This is a genomic window from Bifidobacterium polysaccharolyticum, from assembly GCF_016101585.1.
Classification (GTDB): Bacteria; Actinomycetota; Actinomycetes; order Actinomycetales; family Bifidobacteriaceae; genus Bombiscardovia; species Bombiscardovia polysaccharolytica.
The window spans coordinates 1-22,265 of the sequence record NZ_JACFQG010000001.1 but is presented as its reverse complement, the minus strand read 5'-3'; the positions used below and the strand labels follow the sequence as shown (position 1 = coordinate 22,265).

Below are 22,265 nucleotides of genomic sequence, written 5' to 3'. Positions count from 1 at the left end.
GGCAAGCCCGTACAAACCCAATGAATATGCCTATAATCACCCCTGTTGGTTTGCTATCGCTAGACAAGTCAATCTCGAAACACACGATTGCTTCCAAGAACGATTATTGGACCGAACGGTAACCCAATTTGACTTTGTCTCCGTTTGCATTCTCATGAAGCAGCGATCAACGTTCCAGGAATATTTATTTACCGATCTCCGCTCTCTGAGTTCAAGTCCACAGCACCTCCTAGCTGAATTGTTTCCAACCGACCTGCTTCTTTGCCAGTAGACTCGATGAGCAGCGAAAGATCTCCCTCTTCTTGAGGAACTATGAGCAGATCGCCGCGTCCTCCGGCAAATATCGTTCCAGGCAAACCGCCCAACACCAACCGACCCAGATTGGTGTGCTCCCCGAAAGCAGTCACTTGCAGGCCCTGACCCTGCATGCGGACTATCGTTGATCCACGTTGTTGAGCTTGCGCTAGAGCCGACCGAGAAACCTGTAGCCAGAGGCAGCTGCCGGGCGGGCAAGTTACGGGAAGGCGCTGGTCTTTGAAAATTGCCCGACTTGCGCTCTTTCGAAGCATCGTCAGATTTTGCGTGCGTAAAGTCCAGTCCGCAATGGGTTCGCCTACCAGTAGTTCAATCGTTCCAGTTGGCTCACCCCAAGTCTGCCACGTTCTGATAGTCAACCGATCCGTTGCCTGTAAGGGCCCCAGCCAAAGCGTCGACTCATAAGGGGTGATTGTTCCTATCTGGCAGCCGTTAAGTTCAACTTCGCACTTGCACTGGCAACCCTTGAAGTGCAAGGCTCCGACCGGCAACCAGCTCTCTTCATCCAGCATTCGACCCGAAGATGCATTCTTAATTCTCGACCGAGAACTTGTACCAGCCTCTGCCGGGTATGAAACCGACAAACTTGGCAGGGAACGGGTATATGTCACCACCCTGGGCCAATAAGAGGCCGACCAGCCCCCAAAGCCCATTCGGGGAACCGGATCTCGCCCCGGAAGGACCACATCGGCCTTTCCTGCTGGCGACGACCAGCGTTTAATTTCAGTTGCTTGCCATCCTGAATTCAGGGGCAGGACTTCATGCACTGCCAGCACACCGGATAAACCCCGCCCGGCAGACAACCGAAGAGCTTGCAATCTCGTGTCATCGAAATTGGAGTGCCCCCAGATGCCTACTCTTATGGACAAGAGCGGATCCTCATCATCAGTTCGTTGGATAGCTGAGCCGTCCAATGGCATCCAATAATCACCGCCGCCATTCGCTACCCAGGGCATCACCAGATCCCCCCATTGCAGGCCAACCACATCTGCTGCCTGCCGCAGGACCATCCCGCGAATTCCGTCGGGACAGCAACGCGTACTATACAGACCACTGCCAGACCACAGACCTCGCTCTTCCAACATAGGCAGCCTGCTGCCTGGAATCAACGCAGACGGAGAAGACCATACCTGGTCACATTCAGCCTTGCCCGCCGATTCCAACCGAACGATGGGTGCATGCGAGGACTGCGCCCTCGTAACCGGCTGACCCAACTGCACAGTAATTGATTTCCGGCCTTCTGGAGTAATCAGCATTGTTCGGAGGACTCCATGCTTTCCAGAAAGGGCCAATCCATTGACAGGTTTATCTCCGAGCCCGGTATTCTGGGCGGAATCCTTACAGGTGTCAGCCAGGGGATGCCAGATCAAGTCCCCGTCAATCCGCACCTTATCCAGCGACGTATCGGCAGGAAATGCTAAACGCAACCACAGGGGACCGGGTATCATGTCGGGAGCATCCACTTGCACTCGTACCCCGGTCTTCTCGTTGAATTCGAGTCCTGTCAATTCACCGCTAGTGGCTTCCAAAAGGCAACCCGATCCCAGAGGGAGATCCCGTACCAGCATCACCCCAGTCTTCGCTGGCAGTGGCCATTCGTCAGGTGAACCCTGGCCGCTATTAGCCTCCAGCTTCAGATTTTGCTCACTCACGTTGGTCAAGGTCAGCAATTTGCCACCACCGGCCAAATTCAGGAGACCCAATCCCAACTGCGGATCCTCCAGGCTGAGCGGACGGCCTTCTACTCGAATTCCACTGGCAAAGCTGGCGATTGCCTCCTCATCCGCCACTTGAGCCATGCTCAGCCGGTCGCCCAAGGCATTGATGATTGCACTCAATCGACGTGCCTGATCGGCCTCGGGTCGCTCGCCGCCGGCAGGGTCGACAGCTCCGCCGAAGTCGTAGTCGGCTGTCATAAAGGCCTCTAACGAACCCCAACTGTTGACGGAGGTTCCGTAATCGAAATCCCAGCCAGACACCTGCAGGTAAGGTCCTATGAAGGCCGCTCCCGATCCAACCAAACGCCTCAGCGTGCGATGTACGCGGTTAGTCTCCGTCACAATCAGGGGTGCTCCACGCCTACTGGCGGCATGACGGTAATAACGCACCTGACGATCAAAATCCGGATCGTCATCATCAGGATAGAGGTTGACAGCGGGCGCCACCGTTGCAGCGTCAGCGCCGGCACGAGTCATATCCCCCTGACCAGCACAGACGACAATGGGCACACGCACTCCCATTTCCCGCATCATGGAGGCCAGTGAGCCAATGTAGCCAGTTGGATCGTCACAGTCGAAGAAGTCCAGTTCGTTATCCGCCTGGACCATGATCACGGGTCCTCCAAGGCCGTGTCCAGCATATTGTTGGCGCGAAATAATGGGGATAATTTGCTGATACCAGGTTCTGACAGCCTCCAGGAAGGCCTCATCGTGCTGCCGGGCTCGAATCTTAGGATCGGTAAGCACCCAGGCTGGCAGACCCCCGCCATCCCATTCTGCACAGATATAGGGGCCTGGCCGGATCAAAGCATAGAGACCGGCACGTTTGGTCATGCGCAGAAACTCCTCGATGTCCAAACGACCTGAAAAGTCAGCCTTGCCCGGTTCCCTCATATGCAGGTTCCAAGGCGTATAGACATCTATGACCTGATAACCCAGCCGTTTAACCGCATTCAGACGCTGCTCCCACTGACTTCGGGGTATACGAAAGGGAAAGACCGAGGCACACAGCAGAACCCTTGCTTTTCCATCAATCCACAAACGCCCTTGAGTCAAAGCTACTGGATAGGGTGAGCCCTTCCTGGCATTTGAGACCGCCATGTCCGGCGCAACATAACCGAATCGGCCGTCCGACTCCTGATTCATGATCGGACCTACAGGTGCTCCAAGGGTATTCGAAGTCTTCGCTTTTCTTCTCATCATTCCTATGCCTTTCGCCTTGTTGCAAAACAAGACAAACCTTGGTGTTTACTTGATTCCTGCTGATCCGGCGAACATCCCCGACTCGTACAGATATCTCTGGGCAAAGTAGTAAACGATAAGCACCGGCAGGATGAGGATCAGTGCTCCTACCATGATCATGTTCCAAGGCGGTGTCTGCACGCTGGAACTCTGGCTCGAAAGCACCTGCAAGCCTAACGCCAGAGGCATTTTATCCTCATCATTGATGTAGAGCAGGGGCCCGAAGAAACTCCCCCAGTTGGATGAAAATGTGAAGACGCACACTGCTGCCAAGACCGGGACCATCATAGGCAGGATAATTCTGGTGAAAATCCTAAAGTATCCCAGGCCGTCTATCTCCGCTGCCTCATCAAGTTCCGTGGGGATACGAGTGATGAACTGACGCATAAGAAAAACGTTGTAAGCGTTGGCGAAAAGATTCGGAACGATCATGGGCAGGAGCGTGTTGATCCATCCGAGCGTTCTGAAGAGAATGAACTGAGGAATCATCAGCACCTGGCCGGGTATCATCATCGTCGATAGAACCAGGATGAACAGGATGTTCTTGCCTGGTGCATGCAGCCTGGCAAACCCGTATGCGACCAATGCCGAAGAAAACGTCATAAAAATGCAGGCAGGGATGACGATTATCAGAGAATTGAGGATGAATCTGCCAATAGGAAGTCCAGAGCTGAAGACTTGGATGAAATTCTCCCAGTGCCATTCCCCTGGCAGAAAAGTAAACTTCATAGCCTTAGTCGTTGCATCCGAGCTTAAAGCAATAGACACGACGAAGACCAGTGGGGCACAAAGAATAGCGGAGACTACGGTGAGAATGGCGTAACGCCTCGCCTTGCCGCCAAAATCAGAACGGGTATTCACTTCTTTACCTCCGACTCATAAAACACCCAGGCATCCGAGGACTTAAGCACCGCTGCCGAAATTACCATGATGATGACAAAGAGTATCCAAGCCAGAGCTGATGCATAACCCATATGAAAATCCTTGAACGCGGACGTATAGATATAAGGCACCATCATCTGGCTGGCATTGTCTGGGCCACCCTGGGTCAGGATGTAAACCTGGTCAAAGACCTGGAAAGCGCCAATGATTCCTGTGACCAGATTGAAGAATAAAATAGGTGTGATCATTGGGAACGTTATGCTCCAAAACAATCTGTAGTGACCTGCTCCATCAATTTCAGCCGCTTCGTACAATTCTTTTGGCACTCCATTAATGGCAGAAATAAGCAAGATCGTTCCACCTCCAACCTGCCAGATGGACAGTAGGATTATGGCAGGAATAACCCAGTTTGCATCCAACAGCCAGGCAGGACCCTTGATGCCGAACAGGCCCAGCAAGGCATTGACTGGTCCATCTTCAGGCTTGAGCAACCATTTAAAAATCAATCCTGCTGCCACAAGCGGCACCAATGAAGGCAGATAAATGATGGTGCGGTAAATGCGTTTACCACGAAAGTCATGAGAAAGCAGATTGGACAAGTACAGGGCGATGAGCAGGGAGACAGGTACAGAGACTATAGCGTAATAGAAAGTGTTTCTGAGCACTTTCCAAAAAAGAGGATCAGCAGTAAGAGCCTTGGCATAGTTGCCAAGACCCACCCAGTTGGGTTTCTGAAATGAATCCCAATCGGTAAACGACAGATACAGCGAAGAAAACATAGGCACCGCAGTGAAAACTACAAAGCCGATAATCCACGGAGATATACATACGTAAAAGAACAGGGTCTCCCTAGTGCTCCGTTTCATTCCTCGACGCGAACCACGATGACGACGACCTATGGATGCGGATATACTCATACAAATCACCTCTTGACGATGTAAAAACACGACGGCAGGCGCATCTGACTTGGCGCAACAGAGCACTGCGGGTAAAAAGGCGCTGCGGATCCGGCCATTATGCGCCGGATCCGCCAGCTGCCTGGAACTGGACTGACCCTGCTACTTGTTCAGAGCCTGCTCCAATGTCTTCTGAGCTTTATCCAAGCCAGTTTTGACATCCTGCTTGCCGTTCCAGGTTTGGGACATACCATCGGACATGGCCTTGGTAATCTGTGACCATTCTGGCGTCAACGGCGGAGCATAGGTCATCGAGGTAGATCTGGTGAAAGCAGTCAGATCCAATCCATTCTTATTCCAAGATGCCTGGGTAAAGGACTTGTCCTTGGCCGCAGCAAGGTTCGCTGGCATGTCGAGCCCGCTCTCGGCGATAGGCCGCTGTCCCTCTTTCGAGGTCAGATATTTCACAATCTTGATTGCATCATCCTTATGCTTGCTCTGAGAAGAGACCGTAAGGGCGTTGAAGAACATGGGTACAGCAGTCTTCTTGCCATGCCACAGGGGTGCAACTCCCCAGTTGAATTTGGCATCCTTAAGTGAGGAGATGTCCCAGAAACCAGTCACATTCATGGCTGTCTTACCTTGTGCGAACAGGGGGTCAGCGCCTGAATCCGTGATCTCCTGCGGCTTGGGAATGACCTCATACTTGTACATGAGATCTTGATAGAACTGCATGGCTTCAACATTCTCAGGCGAATTCACCACCGGCTTGCCATCTTTGTCGAGAATACGGCCGCCGTTTTGATAGATCCAGGTCATATACCAGGCCCACCAATCACCTTCGCAGTAGGCCCACTGAGTGGTCTTGCCATTCTCACGCTTGACCAATTTCTGGGCGTTGGTCAAGAAGGTATTCCAATCCCACTTTTCGCTGGGGTATTCCACACCAGCAGCATCGAAAATGTCCTTGTTATAGAAGATCACCGCTGGTGCCGCCCTGTCAGGAGCCCCATACAGCTTGCCTTTATATGTATAGATCTTCTGATTGGTTTTGCCATAGTCTCGAGCGACGTTCGGGAAATCTGATGTCAAATCAGCTAGCTGACCACGACTGGAGTATGCGTTGATATTATCAGCCATTTCCAAAATATCGGGTGGTGTTCCGCCTGAAAACATAGTCTGGATCTTGGTATCGTAATCCTTGGCTATATACTGCAGTTTGACGGGGATATTGGGATATTTCTTCTTAGCCAGGCTCAGGCGTTTCTGCATGACGCGTTTGTCGATATCACCACCCCAGATCGTTAGGACCAATTCATCCTTGCCGGCGCCATTGCTGCCCCCACAAGCCGCCAGTGAAGACACCATGGACACTGAAGCAAGTACCGCCAGGATCGCGGTCAGGCCTTTCTTCTTCCAGGACCTCATTGAAACCTCCTTGGTTCAAGGAATCCTTGATTCTCATATATTGCCGGATGGCCAGGCATCAACGCACCAACCATTCGACATGATTTCGACTCAGTGAAGACACTTACTGAATCGAATCAGCTAATTGCCAGTAACAATATAACGCATGCAACTTATACGTGTCAAATATGATGTAGATTTGCCATAGCCTGCTTATATAAGCTGAAGAAGTCATAGCATGATTGAAGTCAGAAGAACGATAGGTAATGAGCTATATGCAATGAATTCTTAGATTAATGGATTCAGCTGCATTGTTCATTGGTTGGAGACAGCAATCAATTTCCTATGGTTCGGCATCGACAGCATAAACAGAAGAAAGACGAAGGTAGAATTCATGGTCACAATGCGTGATGTCGCCGCTTTGGCGGGTGTATCACAGGCCACAGTATCCTATGCCTTGAACGGGGACCCTATGATTTCCGAGGCCACACGTTCACGAGTCATGGCAGCGGCACAAGAACTCGACTACGCCGTTAACCTTTCCGCCAGAAACCTCAAGTCTGGTAAAAGTGGGGCTATCGGCTTGGTCGTCCAGGAAATTGCCAATCCATACGTCAGCCAGCTAGCTGACGCTATTTCAGAATATGCCTTGGGCAAGGGGCTACAAACAGTCATCCAACAAACCCTCTACCGTCGTGAGAGCGAAACCACAATTCTGGAGCATGTAATCAGCGCTTTCTGCGATGCAGTCATTTTCAGCCCCAGTAAATTGACAAGCCGGCAGATCAAGGCGCAATTACACGGCAAACCCGCTTTACTCCTTTCCGCTCAAGATGAAAATCCCGAATATGATGTTTTGCAAACCCCAGGCAAAAAAGCCATGCGCGAAGCCACCGATTATCTATTTGCCTCCGGCTGTCGAAATCCTGTTTTTTTTGGCATGCCCTATATACCTTTAACCGAATGCGTAAATCCGCTGAATTCAGCCACGACCCGAGTCGTCGGCTATGAATCCTCACTGGCAAACCACGGCATGAAACCAGGACCTCAACAGTTCATCAACCCTCCGGATTGGAGCCCCGGCACCAGCCGCCAAACCATGCTGGATTATATCGACTATGACCTCGCCTCCAATTACGAAAATTCGCCAAGGAACCAATACGGCAATCAGGTAAGCTTTGACGCTGTGGTCTGCATCAACGATGCTGCGGCGCTTGGCGTCATCAGAGCGTTAATCGATCGGAATATCAGCATTCCTGATCAAGTATCCGTCATTGGCTTCGACGGTATCTCCCAGGGAGCCTTCATCGCTCCCAGTCTGAGTACTGTGGCCTTCGACTTCAACGATATGGCCCGGCAGGCTGTTGACACCCTGGTGATGCGCCTAGACGAAGCCTCCGGGAAGACTCAAACCAAAACCAGGCAACAACCCCAAAGACTTACCGCCCACTATCAACTGTTGCAACGTGAATCGACGAAGTCCCTCTAAAAAATCCGAAACGACGATGATATACGTGTTCCATTGGTGGCCACAGTCGCGACAGACAGGAGGACCATTAAACAATAGACATCCGAAACAGACTAAATGCAGGTCATGCCATGTCTTCGGCATGACCAAGTATCTGCCGCGCTAAAAGAAACTTTCATGACAATACTGCCAGCGGGATAGCAGCACACGACCGACAGTCGCAGTACAGTGCTTCACAGGAAAAGAACAGAAGATTAAGAAACCTTGCCAATAGCATGAATTGTCAAATGGAACAACCTCGGCTTAAATGACGGGGATCAGGTCCATCTGAGCAATCCTCCTGAAACAGATGATGCCGTTGACCATCGGCAGAAGTATAAACAGGCTGAATCGGTTCCACTGAGTATGTGCCGATAATCCCAGACATGACAGTAATTGAGAAAAGAAGCCTAGCTCAACCCTCAAACTCTCTTATTGACCAGTGCCATAATTAACTTATGTTTCGTATTCAACGGTTCAACTTTCCTGTACTCTCTTAATATTAGTAAGAATCGGTGTTCTAAATTCACTCCACATCCCATTTGAAACTACGAACCGCCAAAAACACAAGCAATACAGTAACAGCAAGCACGATGGAGGTTGAAAGCATAGCGCCCGTTTGTTGCAGAGGATTTTTTGACGCCCAGAAAATAAGATCTCCAAATAGAGTCGAAGGAATCCATCTGATAACATTCGTCAACCAATCTGGAAGGATGGCGAAGGGTATGGCCAGACCGCTGAGGAACAAAGCCAACAATTGTACGAGAGTTCCCAAGTTGGTTGCCAACTGCGATGAGGAAAGACACCCGCCCATTAAATAACCCAGAGCAAGGAACATGACCAGGCCCAATAAGGACACGACAAAAACTCGACCAACATCCCTGAGCGGAAGCAGATTAAGCAATACTGAAGCGCCGACTATGGCAATGATCTGCACGGTCGCCATAATGAACCTTACAGCCAGATACGTCATCAAATAGTCAGCTTTGCGAATCGGCGTAGTTGAAAGTACCCGAAGAGCTCCTGATTGCCTGACCTCGGCCAAAGGGCCTGCAGTCATTGTCAAAGCTGTACCGGTCACTGCCAGAAAGAGGGCCATGGGCATGACAAAGGGGCTGAAGTCCGGAGCATCAGCCTGCCCTTTCATCATCTCGGACATGAAAAGGAACATACCAGCCATGGCAAAAGGAAAAATTATGACAAAAATAAAGTATGAAGTGTTCCTGATTAGTTCACGAGTCTGTAGCGCCAACAGGGGGCGAAGGTCCCGTTTTTGTGTCATCTGGAGTCCTATCAAAAATGAGTATCGTCAACTATTCAAAATCATGCCCGGTCAGCCTTACGAAGGCATCATAAAGGCTTGGTTCGTTCATACGTAATTGGGAAACCGCAGGATTGCTTGACAGCACAGCAATAACCGGATCCGTATCGTCGGCACGTATCGAGATGGTTGTCTTATCAATAACTTTCGGTTCGCCGAAAGTTCGAAGCATGCTCATCAGATCCAATATTCCATCTGGGCTTACTTGGCAAGATATCAACGTCCCCTCGGCATATTTCCTTATGAGTTCCTCCGGACTTCCTTGAGCTACAGACCGACCATGATCTATCACCGCAACTTCTTGGCACAGAACTCTCGCCTCATCCAAATCATGTGTCGATAAGACAATTGTCGTACCTTCTTCGGCCAAAAAACGAAGCACCTTCCAAAGGTCGTCTCGAGCCATTACGTCAAGACCAGTGGAAGGTTCGTCAAGTATGGCTAGTTTCGTCCGTCCGATGATGGATAAACCAACGTTCAGACGTTGTTTTTGTCCACCTGATAATTTCGCCACCTTGCGGAGCAGCAATTCGTCCAAGCCCATCCATTTCGCGACCTTGTCCACGTCGCGCGGGTGATCATAAAGACTGGCCCAAAATGACAGTATCTCCCCCACTCTTTCCTGGGGAAAGACAGTGGACTCCTGTGGTTGAATACTCACCCTCTGATGAATCCACTGCGAATCAGTCTGCGGATTCCTATCGAATATGTTGACAGTTCCGGAAGTCGGTTTTCTCAAGCCGACAGCTATTTCGAGCGTTGTTGATTTTCCGGCACCGTTAGGGCCCAGCAGACCAAAGATGCCCCCTTCAGGGACGGTTAAATCGAGGTGATCCAGGGCCTTGATAACCCCTGCTGGCGTTTCATACTCTTTAACTAGATTGCCAAGTTCTATAGCAGCATTCATTGGTGCCACCCTTTATGGTAGGTACAGCGGTTCGTTAAAGTTTCATTGCATTGAGCGGCCAAACCTGCCACACACTCTTTGAAAAGATTACCACCAATGGTGATTGAAATACATCAGCATAAGAACCGCTGGCTGTTAGGACCGAATGCTCAAGCACCTGTCTACAAATCTAAAGAGAAACATGCAACTCTACTCATTGGCGAATCAAGTGAGCCATGAGTATCTGCCACACGTTCATAGAAAGAAGAAAGAACTCACTTATTAATTCGATCAGCCATCGGCAATACGGAATCTCTGCGGTTCTCCTAATAAGACATCTGCAGCCCCCCTGCAGCCTCTCTGGCAAAACAAAAAACTATCTCCTAGAACCTGGTTTCCTCATCCATGGCTTCAGCAAGCGATTTGCTCAAATGCCTGAATCTCAAATGCCGGAGTTCCCCGAACGGAAACAATGCGTCTCGCAGGTTGTTGGGCGTTGCTTTTACCGCAACGAGAACCCTTATCCGACTTCTACAGATGGAAGAGGCCCTGTCAGACTCTTTTTATACTGGGAAGGATCGATCCCTCCCACGAAGCACCCAAAGCAGAACTACAAGTTGCTTGAACCTATCAGGTTTCCCCCCCATGCGCAGTATGTCCAGCCACATACTGGGCACACTCAGTCCTACCTGACAGCGATTTGTACTTATACTCACCCGATGCTGGCGGTCGGCATTGTTTCACCGTGTGCTCATATAGCAAGCCAAACGGCTAACGCCAGGCTTGCTGCGCCCAATATGCACAGCACGAACCAGCGCTTGTCCTTCTTGCCCAATACAAATCCCCGAACAATCAGTGCCAAGCCGAGCAAAGCCGCGAATACCATAATCCAGAAACCCATGTTCTAGGCCTTTCGTTGAAGTTTGATGATTCGATCATGCTGGTCAGCCAGTGAGGCGTCATGCATAACGGTGACGATTGTGGATCCCGAATCTTGGTTCAGGCCAAAGAGCAGAGCGATGATCCTCGACCTGTTCGCTGAATCGAGAGCGGCAGCGGGCTCATCAGCAAGAACAGCCTCGGAATTCATAATGACGGCCCGCACGAAAACTGTTCCTGCTTTTCTCCCACCGGAGCATTTAAGCGGTTTTGCCAAGTATAGACCCAATGCCCAGAGAGTCCACCACCTGGCCGAATCTTCCCGAATGCACCTTGCCTGGCGTCCCTGCCTAGAGCAGGTACAGCTTGATGTTGTTCGCGATGCTCAAGGACCTGATGAGCCTTGATTCCTGCAGAACGGACCTGATTTCCTGGCTCCTCCATGCAGCCGATTCAAGCTCGTTCTATAAGGACCATCCTGCGCTCTCCCCCTGCAAGCGAACCATCCGCGCAAACTCACCATCTGCGGACATAAGCTCCTGGGGAGAACCCTGCTCGACCACACGCCCATGGTCAAGAACGACAATCTTGTCGGCCTGCTCAACAGTGCGCATCCGGTGGGCGATGACCATGACGGTCTTGCCCACCAGTAATTGCGACAGGGCTTCCTGCACCTGCGTCTCGTTCTCCACATCCAGGGAGGCGGTAGCCTCGTCGAGCAAAACAATCGGGGCATTCTTGAGGATGGCTCTGGCAATTGAGATTCGTTGCCGCTCGCCCCCGGAAAGCCTGGAGCCGTTTTCACCAATCATCGTCTGGTACCCCTGTGGCAGGCGCGAGACGAACTGGTCGCAGTTGGCAGCGCTGGCCGCAGCCAACACCTCCTCGTCACTGGCACCGCTCCGACCCATCCGAATATTGCCCAAGACCGTGTCATCAAAGAGCATCACGTCCTGAAAAACCACGGCATAGTCTCGCAGGAGAACCTCCGGATTTACTTGGCTCACATCCACCCCTCCTACGGTGATGGAACCTGAAACGGCATCCCAGAAGCGAGCCGCAAGGCGGGCGCAGGTCGATTTACCGGACCCCGAAGGACCGACCAGGGCCGTAATCTCCCCCTCCTTGGCAGTGAAACCGACATCCTCAAGAACCGGCTCACCTGTCGCCTTACCCGCAAGACCGGGATAGGAGAAGGCAACGTGGTCGAAGACGATATCGTGCCCATCGGGATGGAATTCCGTACTACCCCCGGCTACAGGTTCCTCGGTGATGGAGCGGATCCGCCGGGCCGAGCCCTGGGATTGGAAGAGCTCCGAAACCAGCATCAGCGCCTGATCAAAGGGCGAGTAGATCCGTGAGACCATCAGGAGGAAGAGGAACATGACCATGAAGTCGATCCTGCCCTGGATAATCAATCCGGCAGCCACCAGGAAGGTCGTTGCCACACCCAACCTCAAAACCACCATGGCGGAGTTCATTATAAGACCATTGGTCATCTCGGTTCGGACTGTAGTGGCTTCGGTGTCGTCAATGGTCGAGAATAGCCTGTCCAGATACCTGTCTTCCTGGTTGGTGGCGTGAATCTCCCGAACGCAGTCAAGCGCCTCCTGAATGCCGTCACTGACCCGCACCTGAGCCTGCCTCGTGCGCCGTGACGAGGCTTCAACAAATCGTCGAGTGGCAAAGATGATAGCGAAGGCCACCGGCACACTCCAGAAGGCAGCCAGATCAAGTGCCCAATTGATGGGCAGAAGCGACAGGAATATCAGGACGGATGAAACGACTGCGCCATAGAGCTGGCTCAAGGCATGGGCGTAGGCATGTTCCATGGTGGCCACGTCACCCAGAATGGTATCGGTCAGATCAGCCAGGTCACGCCGCCCAAAAAATGAGAGTGGCAGTTTGCGCAGTCTCTCGGCCAAGTTGATCCGCTGAGTTCCGGTCTGGCTGAAGACCGCACCGTAGGAGTAACTGTACTGGAACCAGGAGGAGCCGAAGAGAATGAGGGCAAAGACCAGGAGACCAGCTAGATAGGGCAAGATCTCCGGCAGGGGCGCCCCCGCTGTCAGGTGTCCGACAAAAGCGTTCATGACCAGCAGAAGAGAGGCCGTTCCCGCCATGATGATCAGATTGGTCAGTGTAGTCCACAACGTTCCCAGAACCACGATTCTCACGCCCTGATCGGACAGGGCGTACTTCTTCTTGAATGAGGCGAGCACTTATGCCTCACCTCCTTCCCTCTGAATGTCGGAATCACCAGTCGACGAGTCCGCAGCGTATGGCCCGGCACCGGAAGCGGCGTACTCCTCACCCACAGTGGAGCCTGCGAGGTCGTGATCCGCTTTGCCGGCAGCCTTCGAAGAGTTGTTGACCTTCCATGAAACCGCCCGCTTGTAATCAGACCAGAGACGGGCATAGGTACCCTGCGCATCAAGAAGCTGGCGATGTGTACCCTGCTCAACCAGACGGCCCCCGTCCAGCACCAGAATTCGATCGACGTGGGCCACAGTCGACAGGCGGTGGGCAATCATAAGAACGGTTCGTCGTCGGCCCCCTTCAGCCTGGGTCAGTTTGGTCAGCGCCTTCTGTGTCAGGACCTCGTTCTCAGGATCGGCAAAAGCAGTCGCCTCATCCAGAACCACAATGGGAGACCTTTTGAGGATTGCCCTGGCCAGAGCCACGCGTTGGACCTCTCCCCCGGAAAGATAGGTTCCACCCGAACCGAGCACGGTATCCAGCCCATTGGGAAGCTTGTCGACAATGTCCACGCACTGAGCCGCCCTCAATGCGTCCAGTACCTGCTCGGGAGTCGCTTCTGGCCTGGCTGCGCGGACGTTTTCGAGCAGGGTCGTCGAAAAGAGCCTGTTGGCCTGGAAAACGAAGGCGACCTGCCCCATCAGATCGTGGGGATCCATGGATCTGACATCAATGCCACCCAAAGCGACCCTGCCCGAATCCACATCCCAGAAACGCGGCACCAGACTGGCACAGGTCGATTTTCCTCCTCCCGAGGGACCAACCAGAGCCACCATTGCGCCCTCCGGCACCTTGAAGTCAATCCGATCGAGTGCCGGACGATTGGCACCTGGATAGCTATAGGACACCTGTTCCATGGATGCATCCGCCGACTTCGGGTGTTCCGGTTCGGCAACTACCATCAGGGGATCGATGCTGAGCACGCCGGTGATTCTGTTCAAGGCATCGTCGGCCTTGCTGAAGGACTCATTGGAGAACTGCAGACGGGTCATGGCTGTGGGAACCATGCCCGAGAAGACAGCGTAGAAGGCGAAATCAGTCAGGAAAGAGGTGAAGTCACCATGCCCCGAAGCCAGCAGGATGGCTACAGGAACAAGGAAAATTACAGTCCCGTTCAGGGCTGTCATCTGAATGGTCTGGGGCAGGTGGCAGATTTGCATGGCATAGTTCCTGGCTATTCGGCTGTAGTGCTCGATGGCCTCGTGGAAGGCCTTGAAGGAATAGACCGTCTGCTGGAAGACCTTGACCACAGGAATGCCACGGACATATTCGGTCCCGGTCTTGGACATTCGCACCAGGGCATCCTGGTACTTCTTCACAAAGGACTGTCCCTGATCGTTCATCATGACACGGATGCAGACCAGGGCGATCAGGATGGGGAAGAGACAGGCCAGGCCCATACGCCAGTCGAAAGCCAGCATCAATATCGGCATACCAAGAATCATGGCGAAGGAGCCGGCTGCATCAGGGAGGATATGGGCAAGCAGATTCTCGGTATCGCCGGCCGAGCCATCAATCGTGCGACGCAACTCGCCTGAAGCGTGGAGGTCAAAATACCCCAGGGGCAGGCTCATCAGGTGGCTCATGGCCTCTTTACGCATGTTGGAGGCACTCCGGAAAGCTGCCAGATGTGCCATCAACAGTCCTGCACAGTACAGAATGACGGAAGCCACCGCAAACCCCAATCCAATCCATCCGTATATGGCGATTCCCATGGCCTGGGACCACTTCGGCGCTACGGCGAGGAGGTCTTTCACCGCCAGCCATATGCAGATGTAAGGTCCAAGGCCGGCAATCGTGGAGGGCGCGGATAGACCACAGCCGAGATAGGAGAACACCTTGCGAGGGCCAGCGAAATCGAGCAGCCGCATTAGGGAACTGCGTGCAGGTGGCCTCTCCTGGCCAGGTCGGCCTCCCCCGCCCTGTGCTTTACCTTCTGCAAAATCCGGCTTGCTACCCGAATCCGCCTGGTCTGTGGTCATCTCTTTCCTCCAGGTTCATCCAAAACTCTTGTCGTCCGCTGCCATCGAACGTAATTTGAGAAGTCAATGCCCGGAAGACCGTCGCAAAGGGACGAATGAATCCATAAAAGCTGCGAACGAAAACGAAAGTCTGCCGAGATTGCCACAAAGCCGGCAGGATGAAACCAGGTGAGCAATGACCGACCACGAGATGCACTCCGAATCCCGCGAGATTCAGACCCTGTACCGCCCCCAGGTGGAGCAACTCGGCATGGAACTCCATTATCGATCAGGAGGACTGGAAGGGCAGGTGGATGGCGACATTTGCCGAGGAAGGTTCCAAGCCAATTTGGCGGGTCCTTATTGCCTGGTCATATGGCACGACATCATTTTCCTGCGCGAGATGAGCTTCAGTGAGTACGCCATGACCGACTACGCCTGCCTGACCCTGGATGAAAGCCCGGTATCCAACCCTGTTCCTTATGGGGTGCAGCCATTTACCATGCAGAAAGGCAATATGGTCTCCCTGATCCAGCAGGCGGGATCGGTCACCAACCGCATACCGGCAGGCTCTCGCTCTCGGACCCGGAGCATCTGCATCCTGCCCGGCTATTTCATGGAGCTGGAAAACCAATGGCCCGGTCAGGTCGGGGGACTCTTTGACGCCTTTGGCAGGCCCTGGCCATCCAATATTGCACAGTCCGCTTTAACCGCCCTGTCAACGTTTGCCCCCGGAAGGCCAGGCCAGACGGAGTTCCTCATAAAAGCACACATCGACCTCCTCATGGCAATGTTGGCCCAGGCTTCCTCTGCACTTGTGCAAAGACACGAATCCTCACACGACCGCGACTTGGTCCAACAGGTCAAAGCTCACATCCAATCCCACATGGACGGCGACCTCTCCATTGATCGGATAGCCCAATCCCTGTATGTGGGACGCACCCGTTTATGCCTCGCCTTCAGGCGTCAGACCGGAACAAGTCTGGCCAGGTACATCAGAGAGCAAAGAATGGACCGGGCCCGCCGTCTTCTCTCGTCAACCACGGAAGACATTGCCCGGATTGGCAGGCGGGTCGGATATACGCGTCCGAGTTCATTCAGCGCGGCTTTCACCAGAGAAACCGGAATCCCTCCAATCACTTGGCGCGAGCAAAGCAAGCGCATCGAACAAGCTCGCTGCAATTGATACGTCCGCAATTGCGAAAGTCAAGTAGACGGTCACAGACCTGAGGACTATGACTTTATGAACGTTCCCCTAGCTGAGACCATTGTCCGATTTTGGCGTCCAGGCAGAGGAGCTGTATGGAGCGATGGTGATGTTCCCGTTCTGGCAGAGGGAACCAGCTCACGTTCCTCCTTACATATAGATCAGGCCCATATGGCTCTGCATCGAAACTAATGAGCCTATCCGCAGCTTGTCGCCACGAATCGTTATTTCTAGAACTTCCAGGCGTATATGTCGATTTATTCTTTACTATTTTGATTGGCAAAAGGCACAGACACATTACCTGTATGGAATACACCAAACACAAACAAAATAAAAGCCTTCCGGCCGTATATGTACCACTCTAAACGCCAAAAAGTAGGACTATTACTAGTTTTACTGCTTAACTATCAAATGCAAAACCAGATTATCCGTAATCCAGAGCACAAGACTCAATAATCTATTCCCTCTTTATACCTTTTAGCTTGCTCATCTTCGTTTAATCCCATTGAGTGATATTCTCTCGCTTGTCTTGTCAGCAGCGCAGCCACCTTCGGCCATTGAACGTTAATTCTGTTAGCACATTTTTGGAGCTCATCTTCAAGCTCATACTCTTGTTTCCCGCCTTCTTCTAAACTACGACTAACCGCCCCTCTTTTGTTGAACAGCTCAGCACTGAAACCTTCATCTAAAGACGTGGATTGAGAGTCTTCTATTATATTACATACTGATTTACATGGCCATGTGCCGTCACTATCAGCGGGAGCATAAGCCAGTACTTTTCCAATATAGTAATCTCCTCGTCTAGTTAGATCACGCGAGCCCAGTATCTTTTGAACTTCTTGAATCCATGATCTCAGTTGTTCTTCGACAATTTCACTTGACTCATTGACCGCTCCTGGAATTGTTCTCCAAGTATTTAGCAGAAGCCAAGCATTTTCCGACTGCTCTTTCGGGACCTCCAGCTGTTTTCCACCATTAGCAGTTTCTGGGTATACAAGAGAGAGAGTGTCAGCAAAATAGCGCGGGTCATCAGCGAGTTTCCGGTGCAAAAATAAGCACACATGCCCATCATTAAATGCACGCAAATAGGCCCATTCAAGTTTCCCAAGACGAGTACGGTCTACACTCACACTATCTTGGAGGAGTTTTATCAGCACTTTTATTTCGTGACTAGATAACGTCTCACTTTCATGATCATGGCTTATCAGGAACTTTTCCATAAGATCAGCTGCTAAGCACGAATCGACTTTAACAGCACTAGCCTCACTATATAACACAAGCAATTTGAGAGCGTCCACGATTCGTCCATGACTCGCCAGCTGTTTTGCTGCTTCATTGGCTAACATGAAATCGGTTCCTAAGTGATTAATTGGAAACTCTAGCCAATATATCATCTCCACTTCTTCATCATAACTAATAAGAAATGTCCATACTTCGTCGAATTCATTAGAGAGTAAGAGCAAGCGAGCTTTTACCGTGTTGGACAAACTATCACTATGCATTATCTCCAGTAGATTACTTAATCTACCATTAGTTAGTCTATACAAAGCTGAACTCGCAAAAGAACATACTCCGGAAAACTCACTTTCTAATAGTCTGGCAATCGCATGGTCTTGTATCTGTAGGCCGAGGCAAGCAAACGCGTCTCCAACGATCCAAGGGCATTCAACTCTTTTGGCAAGTCGCAATACGCTCTCCAAACCGCCTTCCGCAAAGACCTTACTTATTGCATCATTTCTTGCTTTTGCCAGAAGCTGCTTTCTATCAATCGACTGAGTATGATTGTCCAAGACGTAAACCAACCGGTCGTAGGCAAATAGCGGGGCTACTTGAACAACAGGATCCGCTGGTTCTAGCTCTTTCATGACCGATTTGAAACGTTCGATATCTTTGTGAGATAAAGACGCTGACACATTTGCTGAAGTCTGATATTCCTCAATAAGTTTATAAAACTCCAACCATATCGCATCACGCGTATCGTTTGATTTCAACTTAGCGAGACTGAGCTTATTCAAAGCAGTATTTCTGCTCTTTTGAGGCAAACACGGCAACCTAGGGATGATCTTGATCCAGATTGATGGATCACTTTCAGCAAGGTCAACAGCACAGCCAAGATATACGTTAATATCACCAACGAATTGATTGTGGGTCGGCTTATTTGGTGAAGCGGATTGTCTAAATTTAAACGGCGTAATTGTTGAAGTTCTTTCTCCAATTCTAGGAATGAGAGCAATAACTAGTGATTTACCAACCTGAGGTAGTTTTTTGCAGACTTTTTGAACGAACGAATGCCTTTCATCTGATAATGTAGCTGTTTGCGGATACCATGCACACAGAATAGTAGCGAGAGAGTTCAACGGTCGATTAACGAGTTCCCCGCCTGGATCGTGATCAGCAAGTAATGCAAGTAACCACATAGCTCTCCCAAAATAATCGGGAATCATTGCCAGACGTTCCAAAGCCCAGAGCACTTGTACATGCGGGCTGGTTGGTGCCAACAAATTAGATGATTCATGGAATAATTTATCCATAAGTACACCGCTTGGACTTATTGCTCTTTGCAATTCATCCAGAAACTCTTCGGGTGCCGCCTCAGCAATTTCCGACAAAACATCATTTATCGAAATCCATATGCCCCCGGTGCAATCGTCATTTGCGAAACGCAGTATATCTGAAACAACATTGGCCGCCCAATCCGAAAAAGACAGAGAAGGGAAATCACTTACAGTCGCACTCGAGGAACCTAGCAAGGCAAGTGTAGTCGCAATTCCCTTCCTAAGATCTTCGGATTCTCCCCTCCTCTTTCTATAAATCGTTGCCGTCCATTGCAGGTCTTCGGGAAGAGACAAAGCGGGATTCGCTTTTTTCAGTACAAAACAAACTGCCTCTCGGAAAGCGTCTAAATCGGATTTTGTTATCGTCTGTAGCAGACGTTCAGAACTTTCAATAGGAGAAATAACTGCACGCACACTTCCAAATATTGAAAAAATAGGATTAGCACTATTAGCGTCTTTAAGTAGCGCATCAGTTAACTCTTCATCGTTGGGGTCTATCACAAAACGAGCAAAAACGTCTGCATCCCCCTTTATTGCGCCGTCCCACCGCCCAAGCATCCATGCTCTTCTAACTAGTTCATTTACATGAGGAGAGTTTGAATTCGGTAAGAGCGCATCAGGAAGAGGTATATGAGCGATTTTTTGACGCAGCAATGGTATACTTTTATGCGCTGAACGTGCATATTCTGCTTGTTTCTCATCTGATATATTCTTCGTTTCGAAATAGTTTACAGCTTTTTCATACGAGATGTCAGGCAAATTTATTGTTGGTGCGACTTGCTGCACTTTATTTACGCCAATAACTATATGGTGTCCGGTAAGTAGTTCAGCTTCTCTTACTAGAGCAGCATCTGACAAAAGCACAATTAGACGTTCTGACACTTGTCTTAAATACTCCAGTGCGCTTGTCTCACTAACGACCACAGCTTTAGACAGCATTCCTTGCTCATCAGAAAGCAAAGTCGCCGCCACGAATGCAAGACAATCTTCAATCGTCACAGACCCTATTATTATTTGACTCGGCTTGCTGTCACTTAGTTTCTTCTTAAGAAGACTTTTTTCATAAGATCGATCACACAAGACAAGCTCAGAAGTAAGTAGATTATCACACGGTTTTCGGTAGTCATTCCACCAAGTTTCCAGACTGGATAATCCATGAACCGATTTCCCGCACATTTCTGAAAACCACAAATATACCGCTGGAGTTTCCTCAAGCGCTGTTAATATGTCATCGGCGGTATATACACGGACTTCTTTCCATTTTCCCTCTTTGTTTTTCTCGCAAGCCCAAGCCTGTGCATCCGCCCATCTCCCCAAGGTAACAAAGACGAAGGTGGTTTCGGATTGGTTTATGCCTAAAGGGTTTTTGTACGCTTGTTATAGTCAGAATTGGCTTTAGCTTTGATACCACGAGATGTGCCGAATTCCCACACACTGTACCCTGATGGAACAAATGCGTTTCCTTGCCCAGCACGCACTTGACCATCGTATCCACCTAGGTCCGTATCTTCCTCTCCGGGCATTTTAATAAAAGTAATTGTTTGATTCGACTGCAAGATAATTCTTCTTATCAGGATAGGCAATGTCGAACGAGCTGTAGTTGTTCTTCCAAATGAATAAACATCTTTGAGCTGAGCTAAATACGGCAGTCTCCCCATAATTCCCTTCCTGACCTTATGAAACGACTACACCTACCTTACTTCCATACCCCATAAGATTTGATAGCGGTATAAGACTTATGGCTGTGAGAGAAGAGCAGTAGCAAATGTTTACGAGAAGTACATTGCACCGTCACCGATGATCCCCATCACCCGTACATTTCGGCATGGTGGGTGGTTTCTAAAGATTGTTGCAAAACTTGTCTGATTGTGAAAATGGATGAGTGGAAGATTCTCGGGAGTCTTAGGTCTGTTGATGGCACACCAGCAGATCGGCTATATCGTTCGTTCCAGTCTAGCCGTTGTGATTGAGGAGCATGGTGTAGTTGTTTATTTCAAGCTTCGAGTAGTTTGTTGATCGTAAGTATCAGGTCCTCGCACTGGTCAACCATGGAGAAAAAGGTGTTCATGGCGCCTTCCATGACGCTCTTATTCAACAGTTTTCTAGCTTTTACGCATCGTTGATGGGCATATCAGCCTCAATCTCGTCCTTAAATGTGCTTTGCCTCTCAAGCCATTCGTGCCTTTGCATTCCTAGTCGTTGTAAGCGACCAGTTATTACCTCAAGTCCTCCTCAGTCTTCACCCGGTTCAGGGTGACAACGATGCGCCACAGCTGCCTGCCGACCTTCATCCGTAGTCGCTTACCGGTCAAGGCGATGAGGTTCATGCTGATATGGGCAGGTAGCAGCGTATGAGCGTACCTGGCCGCGCCTGACGACCTTAGCGATACCCTGACGACGCCGTTACACACTGGGACCTTGGGGGCGGCGATACGGTCCATGAGCAGGTCACAAGATGGGCTTGTCCCCGCTCGCGCCGTCATCAAGCTCCTGCTTAGAGAATAACCAGTCCAAGTCACTTCTCAAATTGGCAGCCCACCAATTTTAGCCGTGGCTTTTTAGGCTCCACACTACATACGCAGCCAATGGATACGACCTGCGCCGACAGTACTGCTCTTCTTCACGACTGCCTTCAAACAGAGCATATCGACGTCTTCTTGATTCTCGGGCAAAGTAGACACTTACTAACGGCTAAAGCCATACTTTCCTGATACCTAACAAACACTCTCAGACAGACCTCATGGCGTATAATTCGGACATTGGGCCTATAGGAACTAAACGCGTTGTTTTAGGTTCTGTGTGTGGGTTTGGTTGTGTGTTGGTCAGAGTGTGGTGTTGGGGTATCTGACTGGTGTGTGGAACTCGTTCCAGTTGATGGCGGTGCCGTAGTGTTCGGGCTCGTCCTGTTCCTGTCTGGTTTCCCGTTTGGGTGCTGGTTGTGGCTGGTGGTGTTCGTCCCTGATCAGGCTGGCGGGGTCGGGGTTGTCGGTTTTCATGTAGCAGTGCCATTCGCAGGCGCGTCTCATGTGGCTCTCGGGTAGGCCGTGGTGTTGCAGGAGGGTGCGTTTGATGGGTGGGTTGACTCCTCCTTCCAGCCGGTTGGTGGTGCGTTCCACTGGCCCGCCGGCGGTGAGTTCGGGTTCCAGGAAGGCGAAGGGCTGCCTGTCTTGGAAGAGGTGTTCGAGCCTGCGGTAGCAGCGGCGGAGTTCCTGGTGGGTCCACCACCAGGA

The 22,265-nt window shown here is 50.9% G+C and carries 14 protein-coding genes and 1 pseudogene; 2 read left to right on the top strand and 13 right to left on the bottom strand.

Going from position 1 to position 22,265, the window contains the following annotated elements; all coding sequences use genetic code 11:
• Nucleotides 1-188: 188 nt before the first annotated feature.
• The 4 genes from H3T90_RS00075 to H3T90_RS00060 form a co-directional block, all read right to left on the bottom strand.
• Nucleotides 189-3,179 (bottom strand): beta-galactosidase, encoded by a 2,991-nt coding sequence (locus tag H3T90_RS00075; protein WP_198229161.1) that lies wholly within the window; start codon nt 3,177-3,179, stop codon nt 189-191.
• 102 nt (nt 3,180-3,281) lie between these two features.
• A complete protein-coding gene (locus H3T90_RS00070; RefSeq protein ID WP_198229159.1) occupies nt 3,282-4,136 on the bottom strand; it encodes a carbohydrate ABC transporter permease in 855 nt (284 codons plus the stop codon).
• Nucleotides 4,133-5,074 (bottom strand): carbohydrate ABC transporter permease, encoded by a 942-nt coding sequence (locus H3T90_RS00065; RefSeq protein WP_198208426.1) that lies wholly within the window; start codon nt 5,072-5,074, stop codon nt 4,133-4,135. Before H3T90_RS00065 ends, H3T90_RS00070 begins: the two co-directional genes overlap by 4 nt.
• A 141-nt stretch (nt 5,075-5,215) precedes the next feature.
• Nucleotides 5,216-6,481: an ABC transporter substrate-binding protein gene (locus H3T90_RS00060; protein WP_046323057.1), complete on the bottom strand. Its 1,266-nt coding sequence runs from the start codon at nt 6,479-6,481 to the stop codon at nt 5,216-5,218.
• Between the two features lie 373 nt (nt 6,482-6,854).
• On the opposite strand from H3T90_RS00060, the gene H3T90_RS00055 reads away from it, so the two are divergent.
• Nucleotides 6,855-7,949, top strand: coding sequence for a LacI family DNA-binding transcriptional regulator (locus H3T90_RS00055; RefSeq protein ID WP_198229157.1), 1,095 nt, complete (start codon nt 6,855-6,857; stop codon nt 7,947-7,949).
• 544 nt (nt 7,950-8,493) lie between these two features.
• Here the strand turns inward: H3T90_RS00055 and H3T90_RS00050 are convergent.
• From H3T90_RS00050 to H3T90_RS00025, 6 genes are all read right to left on the bottom strand, one after another.
• On the bottom strand, nt 8,494-9,249 hold the full coding sequence (locus tag H3T90_RS00050) for an ABC transporter permease (protein ID WP_198229155.1): 756 nt from the start codon (nt 9,247-9,249) through the stop codon (nt 8,494-8,496).
• A gap of 31 nt (nt 9,250-9,280) precedes the next feature.
• Complete coding sequence (locus tag H3T90_RS00045) at nt 9,281-10,195, bottom strand: ABC transporter ATP-binding protein (protein WP_198229153.1); 915 nt, start codon at nt 10,193-10,195, stop codon at nt 9,281-9,283.
• A 730-nt stretch (nt 10,196-10,925) separates the two neighbouring features.
• Nucleotides 10,926-11,075 carry a hypothetical protein gene (locus H3T90_RS00040; RefSeq protein WP_015022038.1) on the bottom strand — a complete coding sequence of 50 codons (150 nt, stop codon included), beginning with the start codon at nt 11,073-11,075 and terminating at the stop codon, nt 10,926-10,928.
• Nucleotides 11,076-11,078: 3 nt separating this feature from the next.
• Entirely contained in the window at nt 11,079-11,279 is a 201-nt protein-coding gene (locus H3T90_RS00035; RefSeq protein WP_052733338.1) for a P-loop NTPase family protein, read from the bottom strand.
• Between the two features lie 238 nt (nt 11,280-11,517).
• A complete protein-coding gene (locus H3T90_RS00030; protein WP_198229151.1) occupies nt 11,518-13,275 on the bottom strand; it encodes an ABC transporter ATP-binding protein in 1,758 nt (585 codons plus the stop codon).
• The gene (locus tag H3T90_RS00025) at nt 13,276-15,294 is read right to left on the bottom strand and encodes an ABC transporter ATP-binding protein (RefSeq protein WP_198229149.1); all 2,019 of its coding nucleotides are present in this window, start codon (nt 15,292-15,294) and stop codon (nt 13,276-13,278) included.
• A gap of 175 nt (nt 15,295-15,469) precedes the next feature.
• Between H3T90_RS00025 and H3T90_RS00020 the strand changes: the two genes are divergently transcribed.
• Entirely contained in the window at nt 15,470-16,459 is a 990-nt protein-coding gene (locus tag H3T90_RS00020) for a helix-turn-helix domain-containing protein (RefSeq protein ID WP_198229147.1), read from the top strand.
• A 470-nt stretch (nt 16,460-16,929) separates the two neighbouring features.
• Here H3T90_RS00020 and H3T90_RS00015 read toward each other — a convergent pair whose 3' ends face one another.
• The 3 genes and pseudogenes from H3T90_RS00015 to H3T90_RS00005 all read right to left on the bottom strand — a co-directional run.
• The gene (locus H3T90_RS00015) at nt 16,930-20,352 is read right to left on the bottom strand and encodes a hypothetical protein (RefSeq protein ID WP_198229145.1); all 3,423 of its coding nucleotides are present in this window, start codon (nt 20,350-20,352) and stop codon (nt 16,930-16,932) included.
• 38 nt (nt 20,353-20,390) lie between these two features.
• Nucleotides 20,391-20,693, bottom strand: a complete 303-nt coding sequence (locus H3T90_RS00010) for a hypothetical protein (protein ID WP_198229143.1) — start codon at nt 20,691-20,693, stop codon at nt 20,391-20,393.
• Between the two features lie 1,164 nt (nt 20,694-21,857).
• A pseudogene (locus H3T90_RS00005) lies at nt 21,858-22,265 on the bottom strand (IS256 family transposase); the annotation flags it as partial.